This window comes from Halorubrum tibetense (assembly GCF_042661865.1).
In the GTDB taxonomy this organism is placed as follows: domain Archaea; phylum Halobacteriota; class Halobacteria; order Halobacteriales; family Haloferacaceae; genus Halorubrum; species Halorubrum tibetense.
Map to the genome: position 1 here is coordinate 1 of NZ_JBHSWW010000390.1, position 1775 is coordinate 1775.

Genomic DNA, 1775 nt, shown 5'->3' on the forward strand with positions numbered 1-1775 from the left:
GGTCGCACACGCGACCCCCGCCGCGCCGTGGAACCCAACGGGTGAAACGCTCGTCGTGGATCACCCCGGCTACGACGCAGACACGGTGGACACGACGGGCGCGGGGGACGCGTTCACCGCGGGAGCCATCCGCTCGCTGGCCGATGGGGTACCGATCGAAGCCCCGATCGGGTTCGGGAACGCGGTGTCGACACAGTCGACGACGGCGAAAGGCGCGATGGCCGCGCTCCCGACCCGGGAAGCGGTCGACCGGTTCCGCAAACGACGCGGCGACTGATCCGGGCGGGGTAGGCGCACGGATCCCGACTGGACCGACCATGGCCAAGCGGACCGCGTGCGTCACCCGCCGCAGCGGTGTGTCTCCCACCGGTACGAGCGGTTATTTTTTGTATCTCGATCGTTGATCTACCCGCCGGGCAGCAACGTCGACGTTCCGACCGCGCCGCCGCGACACGGCGCGATGACCCCACTCGGAACCGGTTCTGCCCGCATGAAAACGAGCGACGCTCGCCGGGGCTGCTGCTCCCCACAGAGCGTCGATCTCGGTCGTGCTCGTTCTGCGGTCCCGACGGTTCTCCTCCGATTCGACACCCCGCCAGCGACGCGGTTACCCGTCGTAGGGCCACCGCCCACCGGTTCGGAGCTCTCGCTCGTACCCCTCGTCGATGGCGTCGCGGATCGCCTCCCGTGAACGACGGTCGATCGTCGGGCCGTCGGCCGCGTCGGTCGCGAGCCGGTACGTCGCCTCCGCGACCAGCGTCGCGACCTCGCGCAGGTCGCGAGGGTCGAGCTTGTCGAGGGTGTCGGCGTGGGTGTGTCCCCAGCCGCGGCCCGAGCCGTCCGAGGCGGTCGACGCCATGACGGCCGGGATCCCCTCCTGTACGAACGCCCACTGGTCGCCGTGCGGCGAGATCATGTCGCCCGTCTCCAGGGGCGTGGCGAACCCGTCGGCTGCCGCCTCAAACGTCGCCGCCATCCCCTCGAACCCGTTCGTCCCGACGCGGAGGTCCCGAGAGGAACAGGCCCCGTCGAGGTTGACGACACAGGCGATCTCGTCGTGTGGGGTGGTCTCCGCGGTGTGGTACGCGCCCCAGAGACCGATCTCCTCGGAGCCGAAGGTGACGAGCCGGACCCGGGTGTCGAGGTCGTCGGCGACGGTGGAGAGCAGCCGGCCCACCTCGGCGACGAGCGCCGATCCCGCGCCGTTGTCGTTGGCACCGTCGCTCACGTCGTGGGCGTCGACGTGGGCGGTGAGCAGGACCGCCTCGTCCGTGTCGGGGCCCACGTCGGCCACCGCGTTCACCGAGGTCGTCGGCTCGTTGCGGCAGTCGACCTCGATCGTCACCTCGGGTCGGGCGGGGTCGTCAGTGTCGGGGGATCCGTCGTCGTCCACGCTCGCGTTCGCGTCCGCGGCCAGTCGAGCCAGCCGCTCCCCGACCTCCTTGCTCACGCCGACGGCGGGGATCGGGCCGGGGCGGTTGTGGTAGCCGATCTCGCCGGTCGGTGGGAGTGACCCTTCGATGTGGTTCCGGAAGACGAAGCCGACCGCGCCGCGTTCGGCCGCGTTGACGTACTTCTCCATTCGGTGGAGCCAGCGGTCGTGGCTCTCGGGCGTGTTCGAGCTGGCCATCACGACCGCACCCTCCAGCGCGTCGCCGGCCGCCTCGAACGCCTCGTAGGTGCCGTCACCGACATCGACGAGCGGGGCCGTGACCTCGCCCGCCGGCGTGCCCGGGAGCGCGATGACCTCGTGGCTCCCGTCGTGGTGGCGGTCG

General features: G+C 71.0%; 2 protein-coding genes. One reads left to right on the top strand and one right to left on the bottom strand.

Features of this window, described 5'->3' with window-relative positions:
- The coding region (locus ACFQEU_RS15415; RefSeq protein WP_379783593.1) for a PfkB family carbohydrate kinase at nt 1-277 on the top strand (277 nt) is incomplete at its 5' end.
- Between the two features lie 330 nt (nt 278-607).
- Here ACFQEU_RS15415 and ACFQEU_RS15420 read toward each other — a convergent pair.
- Nucleotides 608-1775: M28 family peptidase (locus ACFQEU_RS15420; protein ID WP_379783595.1), on the bottom strand; the 1168-nt coding region annotated here is incomplete at its 5' end.